We start from the raw sequence: 6,687 nt of genomic DNA on the forward strand, positions 1-6,687 counted from the left end.
GTCTGCACCGTCACCCGGGCCGGCACCGGCGCTGCGCCATGTCGGATCGCCGACACTGCGGACTCGACCCGGGCGGGCCCGGCCAGCAAGGGTTCGCCGCCGTGCAGGATGACGGAGACCAGGTCGAGCCGGTGCGTGCGGGCGTGCTCGCCGATGCGGCGCGCGGCGGCGTCGAGCACCGACGGCGACATGGTCCGGGGCAGGTCCCGCCAGCCCTGGTCGGCCATCGTGTACACGTAGCAGTGAGCGCAGGCCAGGTCGCACCGGCTGTGCAGCTTGAGCACGAACTGGCGGAAGGCGACGGGTGGAGCGCGGCGGGTCGCCGTGCCACCGGCGGGCCGGTGACGGTCGTCGGATCCGGGCATCTGCGGCTCCACCGTCCTGGCGGTGGCCGGTCGGGCCACCGTCGACGAGAATCCAGCATACATCGACGCATGGCTTTCGATTGTCCGTCGGCCGCGGTGACCTGCGGTGCCGGCCCCACGGCGATGCCCCCGTGCACCGCCGGTGAGGGCCGCGGCGCTGCGCGGCGGGCCGCACCATGGTGGCGGCACCACATCGTTATCATGGGTGTACGCAGCGGATCTGGCCAATGATCGATGTCCGGCTTCGAGGCGACGCGATCATGGTGCGAGACGCAGACAGGCGGTGATCGGGGATGGACACCGGGGAGGACGTGTTGCGCTCCGATCTGATCGATCTCACCAATGTGGACCTCACCGAGCTCGACGGCGTGCCCAGCGAGGTGCTCCTGGCCGCGCTGCATCGCCTGCAACGCCGCAGCGCCGCCGCCGGTGACCAGTACGCGGGCTTTGAAAGTGCACTCGATGACGACGACTGACCGGGAGGGTGGCCCGGTAACGCCGGGCGCCGACGAGCCGGCGGGTCACGGCACCATCGTCTCCTTCGTGTCGCCCACCAGCGGCACCGGACGCAGCAGCGCGGTCGCCAACATCGCCTGGATCCTCGCCTCGAACGGCAAGCGGGTGCTCGCGATCGACTGGTGCACGAAGAACCCTCGGGTCTACGACTACCTGCGCTCGTTCCGGGTCGACGCCGTTGCGGCCGCCGGGGTGCTCGGCGCCGAACTCGCCGCCCTGATCAGCCCGCACCCGGACCCGCCCGCCCACCGAGCCGCAGCGGTGATCGCCCCGTCCGCGCCGGAGCAGGGCATCCTCTACCGCTACGCGATCCCCGGGTCGAGCTTCGGGTTCGCGATGGTCGGAGTGAGCCTTGAGGTCGCCGGCCTGCCCGAGGTCGACCCGGTGCGGGCCCGGCAGCTGCTCCAACACACCAGCTTCGACTACGTCCTGATCGACACCCCGGTGGATCTCACCCTGCCCGGCATCAGCTACACCGCGATGCTCAGCGATGTCGCGGTGGTGTCGATACCGCCGCGCCGCCCGGCCATGCAGCAGGCGGCCGACCTGGCCGCCCAACTTCAGCAGCAGGCCATCGGCGGCATCCGGCTACTCGCGGCACCGACGCTGCGTGACCTCAGCCAACCGTGGTACGGCCAGGCCCGCGACTCGGCCCGCAAGGCTTTCGCGAAGCTGCTCGACGAGGCGGTCGGCGGGTCCTCGTCGGTGGAGATCGTGGAGGTGCCGGATCCGGCCTACGACACCTACGACGACGTGCTGGCCGTGCTGGCGGACACCCCCGGCGAGCAGACCAGTCTGCTGACCGCGTACGAGCAGATGGCGTCCTGGATCAGCGGCGGCGCGGTGGCCCGAGCGGCCGAGGTGCCGGAGCGGATCCGTCGCCGGTACCGCCGGGGCGTGCTGCTGGACCGGGCGGAGACCGCCGACGAGATCCATGTCCTTTACGAGCCGGCCGACCGGCCGTACGCCGACTGGATCGGCGGGCAACTGCGGCGGGCCAACGCCCAGGTCCAGCCACACGCCGTCCGTGGGAAGGCGGCGCCGACCTTCGGCGCCGACGCCACGGTGCTGGCCATCCTGTCGCCGCGCGTGCTGCGGGCCGTCGGCGCCGGCCTGGCGGCCTCCGGTACGGACCACGAAATGTTCGGGGTGCTGACCAGCGGGCCCGCGCCGGAGCAACTGGATCCGAGCCGGGTCATCGACCTGCGGGAGGTCGACGCGGCGCGGGCGCAGCCGGTGCTGCTGAGCCGGCTGGGCCTGATCGCTCCCACGCAACCCACCGGCGACCCGCGGACCGCGCCGCGGTACCCGGCCGACGCCGACCGGCGGCTGCGCACCAACCTGCCGCCGCGCAACGATTCGTTCGTCGGTCGCGGCGAGTATCTCGAACGGCTGCGCGACCAGCTCACCGGCGGCGGTGGGCCGGTGACCCTCGCCGGTGGCGCCGGCGTCGGCAAGAGTGAGATCGCCCGCGAGTTCGCCCACCGTTTCGCCTACGACTACGACGTGGTCTGGTGGATTCCCGCGCAGGACCGGGAAACCGTCCAGACCGCCCTTGGTGAACTCGCCAAGGAGATGAACGTGGTGGACAGCGTCGGTGCGGCGGAGGCGGCCGTGGCCGCGCTGTCGGCTCCGCGTGGCGCTATCACCCGCTGGTTGCTCGTCTACGACAACGCCGACGACGCGGAGGTGCTGGCCGGGCTGCTGCCGCGGGCCGGTGCCGGTCACATCCTGTTCACCTCGCGGGACGACGGATCCTCCAACCTGCCCGCACCGATGGAAGTGGCGGCGTTCAGCGGCGACGAGAGTGTCGCCATGCTGCGGCGGATGCTCGGCATCAGCGCCCAGGACGCGCGAGCGATCGCGACCGCGGTGGACCACCTACCGCTGGCCCTGCGGCTGGCCACCGCCTGGATCCGCGAGCGCACCCGGGTGCTGGAGCGCGAGGGCGTACCCAACCTGGAGGCGGTCAGCCGATGCGTGGCCGAGCTGCTGGACTGGCTGCGACAGCCCGCCGAGGAACCGGCCGAACGGATCCCTGGATCGCGTACCTCCACCGTCGCCCGGGTGCTGGAGAACACCCTGGCCACCCTGCGGGACACCGAGTTCGGGGCGCTGGCGATCCGGGTTGCCGAGCTGTCCGCGTTCCTCTCCCCGGAGGGGATCGGGCTCCCGCTGCTGCGGTCGGTGCCGATGCTGACCCAGCTCGCCGCGGCGGCCGACGTCGACGCGGAGGAACTGCTGCTCGACGCGGGCGAGATCGACCTGGTGCTGACCGTCGGCGCGCGGTTCGCCCTCTTCGACATCGACTGGGGGCGCGGTGCCGCGTTGCGGATGCACCGGGCCATCCAGGTCCTGATCCGCGAGTCGATCCCTGAGCCGCAGCGGCGCGAGCGGCACCGCCAGGTCCTGTACGGGCTGGCCGGTTACGCGCCCACCGATCCGGAGGCGGACGACCGGCGCTACCTTCCCGTCTTCGATGAGCTGCAACGCCACCTGGTGCCGTCCGGCGCGCTGACGGCCGACGAGATGCCCGTCCGGCACTGGGTGGTCAAGCAGGTGCGCTATCTCTTCTACTTCGGCGACAGCGACGCCTGGCAGTCCGCGGTGCGGTTGGCGCAGCAGACCTGCGACCGCTGGACGGCCGGCGGTGACTTCGACCAGTTGACCATGCGGTTGTTCGTCCAGACCGCGAACCTGCACCGCATGCTGGGTAAACCGCAGGACGCTCTGCACCTTGACGAGCGGGTGCTCAGCGAGCAGCGCCGCCGTTACGGGCTGCGGCATTTCCGCACTCTCATCGCCGGTCGAGGCCGGGGCGGTGACCTGCGTGGTCTGGGGCGGTTCGAGGACGCCCTGGTGGAGGATCAGGCGACCCTCGCCGGCTACCAGGAGGTGCTCGGCGACGACCATCCGAACACCCGGATGGCGATCAACAACCTCGCCATCTCCTTCCAGCTCACCGGCGATGCGCGGGAGGCGCTGCGCCTCGCCCACCAGCTGTTCGACCGGTGGATGGCACTGTTCGGGCCCGACGAGCCCGCCACCTGGCGGGCGTCGTGTCTGGTCGGCACCCTGGAACGGGAGGCCGGCGAGTACGAACTGTCGCTGGCCACGCTGCGCGAGACGCTGGAACGCGTCCACGAGCTCCGATCCGCCAGCCATCTCGACGAACTGAGTGTGAACCGCAGCCTCGCGGTCACCGAACGCCGTCTGGGGCTCACCCTCGCCGCCAAGAAGCGCAGCATCGAGACGTACCGCGGCTACCGCGAGCGCTTCGGGGAGGACCATCCGCTCACCCGGGCCAGCCTGCTCAGCATGGCCGTCGACTACTACCGGGCCGGCGATGCCGGGGCGGCGGTCGAGCACGCTATGCGCTGCCTGCGTGGTTACGAGCGGACGCTGGAGGCCGGGCATCCGTTCACCGCGGTCTGCTCGGTCAACCTGGGCCTCTGCCATCGTGGCGTCGGCGAGTTCGACCATGCGGTCCGCGACGGCGAGCGGGGCATGCGGACCCTGCGGAACCGGCTCGGTGACGCCCACCCGTGGACGCTGACCGCGGCGACGGCACAGGCCGGCCATCTGGCCGCCCGCGGTGACCTGGCCGACGCCCTGCGGATCCAGCAGGAGACGCACCGGACCTGCGAGCGCTTCCTCGGCCGGCGTCACCCGTGCACCATCGACTCTGCCGCCAACCTCGCCGCGATCAACGCTCGGCTGGGCGGGGCCGACGGCGCCAGTTCGATGCTGTTGGCCGACACCGACATCGACGTGCCGAGAAGCTGAGGAGTGACCAGGTGACCGACCCGCAGCTGCTCGGTGCCATGGTCGAGGAGTCGGCCGAACAGGACGTGCCGGGGTTCCGGAAGAAGCGGGACCTCTGCCGACGGCTGCTGCTCGGCGGCCATGGCGTCTACCACCTCGCCCACTACACCGGCGGAGTCCTCGACTTCTCGCTGGACCTGCTGACGCACGAGTCGGCGCCGGTGGGCCAGCCGGACACCGATCCGCCGCAGCGCCGGGAGGCGTACCGCCGGGTGGGCGCCCAACTGGTCTACCGCGCGGCCGAGCTCAGCCGGCGGGTGTGGCACCTACAGTGCGGGGCGCTGGTGCGGATGGCCGTCCAGACCCGGACCGATCTCGTCTTCTGCAACACGACGGTGGGCGGCGAACACGTGGTGGGCTTCGGGACGATCCCGCCCACCGTCCACGGGGTGATCAACCCGGCCCAGGCGAGCGAGATGGACCGGGGCGCCGCTCAGCTCGCCACCGACCTGCGGCAACTGGTGCGGCAACCGTCGCAGAACCCCGGTGGCTGGCTGACCGTGGAGTATCGCCAGACCCCGCGGGTGGCCGGCGACGACATCGAAACGTACGTGACCGGGTCGAGCGATCCCGCCGGGATCCTCACCAGTGCGCTGCGGCCCTCGGGCCTGCACTATCTCAGTCACCACCGGCAGGGGGAGGTGGTGGCGGCGGTCGACATCCTGCGGCACCCGGATCTCGAACTGTTCTTCAACCGGGGCGCCACCGTGACCGACCGCCGTACGGGCTACGAACGCCTGGCCAGAGATCTGTCGTTGCTGGCGCTGCAGGTCAGCCGGGACCTACGGCGGGCGGTCGCCAGCGAGGTCGAACGCCTGGTGCTGGATCTGGAGATCGGCGCGATCTACTACTACCTGCTCGCGCCGGACGACTACCTCTTCGGCGTCTGCCTCGACCAGGACTGGGTCAGCCACGCGGATCAGGCCATGTGGACGGTGGGCAACGAGCTCGCGGAGTTCCGTCTCGAAGGTTGAGATGGCCGGCGGTGGATCAGGCGTCCACCACCAGCCGCCGCACCCGAGTGCTCAACCCGTCGAACACCGACCGTGCCTCCGACCAGCTCCGGGACCGGTCCGGCGGTTCGACCGAGCCGCCGCCGTCCGGCACGGCCAGGTCGCCCAGGACGTCCAGTTGGAACAACGGCAGGAACTCGGCGATCCCGTCGAAGGTTTCGCAGAGCCGGTCCAGCTGTTCCAGGTCGGCCGGGTGCGGGGCGCGACGGTGGTTGCCGTACCACTGCTCGACGCCGCCCCGGAACGCCTCGATGAGCCGGCGCAGGACCAGTGACGTGCCCAACGCCCGCTGCACGTCCCGCGACCGCAGCCCCGACCGCAGCGTCGCCATTTCCCCGGCCCCTCGTCCCGCATCCGGGCCGGGCGGGGCGAAAGCGTCGCGCAGGTGGCGTTCGAAGCCGGTGAGCTGGTCGAGCGCCTCGATAGCGTCGGCGAAGACCCGGGCCACCCGGCCGGGCAGCGGGGAGGCGGCGCTCACCCCGGCCGATGGCGACGGCAGGCTGGCATTGCGGTGCGTCGCGCCGCGAGGATCATGGCGCAGGTCGCCTCGTATCTCGTCGAGCTGGTACGACAGCCGCTCGATCGACCGCTGGGCGTTGGTCTGCTGGCGCTGGATACGCTCGACCCGCTGCCGCACCGAGGTCAGCACGTCCGCGCCGAGCACCTGCTCCAGCCGCCGCCAGGAGGCCTTGACGCTGCCGGAGAGATCCTCGGCGAAGGTCTGCGGATCGTGGACGATCGGCTCGACGCTGAACGTCTCGGCGAGGTCTGCGGCGAAATCCGCCGGCAGATGCCCGACGACGACCAGGATCACCTCGCTGTCCGGCACCGCTGCCCGGATTGCCACGACCCGTCGGTTGAGCTCGTCGACCTCCTCGGACTTGAGTACCGACTCGGACAGCAGCACGCAGCATCCGGCGCCGTGCTCGTCCAGCGGTATCCAGAAGTCGACCGGCAGGTCGCGTAGC

The 6,687-nt window shown here is 71.3% G+C and carries 4 protein-coding genes and 1 pseudogene; 3 read left to right on the plus strand and 2 right to left on the minus strand.

From position 1 onward, the window contains the following. Positions 1 to 365: pseudogene (locus tag AB0M52_RS28325) on the minus strand (radical SAM protein); the annotation flags it as partial. A 293-nt stretch (positions 366 to 658) separates the two neighbouring features. Between AB0M52_RS28325 and fxsA the strand changes: the two are divergent. Genes fxsA through AB0M52_RS28340 form a run of 3 tightly spaced genes read left to right on the plus strand, consistent with a single transcriptional unit; the run spans position 659 to position 5,680 of the window. Continuing rightward, positions 659 to 841 (plus strand): FxSxx-COOH cyclophane-containing RiPP peptide, encoded by a 183-nt coding sequence (gene fxsA / locus AB0M52_RS28330; RefSeq protein WP_363959917.1) that lies wholly within the window; start codon positions 659 to 661, stop codon positions 839 to 841. Further along, positions 828 to 4,667, plus strand: coding sequence for an FxSxx-COOH system tetratricopeptide repeat protein (gene fxsT / locus AB0M52_RS28335; protein ID WP_363959920.1), 3,840 nt, complete (start codon positions 828 to 830; stop codon positions 4,665 to 4,667). The genes fxsA and fxsT overlap by 14 nt, the downstream gene beginning before the upstream one ends. An 11-nt stretch (positions 4,668 to 4,678) precedes the next feature. Then, entirely contained in the window at positions 4,679 to 5,680 is a 1,002-nt protein-coding gene (locus AB0M52_RS28340) for a hypothetical protein (RefSeq protein WP_363959923.1), read from the plus strand. A gap of 16 nt (positions 5,681 to 5,696) precedes the next feature. Here the strand turns inward: AB0M52_RS28340 and AB0M52_RS28345 are convergent. After that, positions 5,697 to 6,687, minus strand: a 991-nt coding sequence (locus AB0M52_RS28345) for a hypothetical protein (protein ID WP_363959925.1), incomplete at its 5' end; no start/stop codon positions are given.

The organism is Micromonospora sp. NPDC051296, from assembly GCF_040682255.1.
Lineage (GTDB): Bacteria > Actinomycetota > Actinomycetes > Mycobacteriales > Micromonosporaceae > Micromonospora > Micromonospora craterilacus.

Coding starts and splice junctions, on each gene's coding strand:
- fxsA (WP_363959917.1), top strand. CDS start 659: ATGGACACCGGGGAGGACGTGTTGCGCTCCGATCTGATCGATCTCACC.
- fxsT (WP_363959920.1), top strand. CDS start 828: ATGACGACGACTGACCGGGAGGGTGGCCCGGTAACGCCGGGCGCCGAC.